The organism is Roseateles sp. P5_E11 (assembly GCF_054049355.1).
This window is the reverse complement of the sequence record NZ_JBFUMO010001127.1, coordinates 1-805: the sequence shown is the minus strand read 5'-3', so window position 1 is coordinate 805 and position 805 is coordinate 1. Positions and strand designations below refer to the sequence as shown.

Below are 805 nucleotides of genomic sequence, written 5' to 3'. Positions count from 1 at the left end.
ACGCTCGGTACGGCCGATCTGAACAGCCTGAGCAGCAGCCAGTTCTCCAATCTTTCGTCTGGCCAGGTCCAGGCACTGACCAACACCCAGCTCGCCAACCTCGCCACCGACAACTTGAACGCGTTGGGCACGGCCCAGTTCGCGGCCCTGTCGTCCAGCCAGTTCGGCGCATTGACCACCGGCCAACTGGGCAAGCTCGAAACCGCTGACCTGCGTGCCGTCACGACCGCCGCGCTCAACGGCCTGTCTTCCGACCAGGTCGGTGCCCTGGCCAGCGATGCCGTCGGCTCGCTGACCACSGCTCAAGTYGCYTCGCTGGGCACCGCCCAGATCRASGGCCTGACCACGGGTGACATGGTCGCCCTGACCTCGGGYCAGGTCGCGGCGCTGARCTCCACGCAGGCRGGCAGCCTGTCYACCGCGCAAMTSGCYGCGATTGAGACCGCSGACGTCAAGTCGCTGACCACGGGCGCCCTGCGCAACCTGTCCTCCGACCAACTCGACGCCTTCACCAGTGACCAGCTCCGCGCGCTCAGCAGTGGTCAGATCAACAGCCTCACCACGAGCCAGGTCAATACGCTCGGCACGGCCGACTTGAACAGCCTGACCAGCAGCCAGTTCGCCAACCTGTCCTCGGCCCAAGTCYAGGCACTGACCAACATCCAGCTCGCCAATCTTGCGACCGACAACCTGAACGCGCTGGGCACCGCCCAGTTCGCGGCGCTGAACTCCAGCCAGTTCGGTGCCTTGACGACCAGCCAGCTCGGCAAGCTCGAAACCGCCGACCTGCGCGCCGTCACGACCG

The 805-nt window shown here is 66.1% G+C and carries 1 pseudogene; it reads left to right on the top strand.

The annotated features are described in order from the left end of the window. Positions 1-805: pseudogene (locus ACXJKR_RS33855) on the top strand (heme utilization protein); the annotation flags it as partial.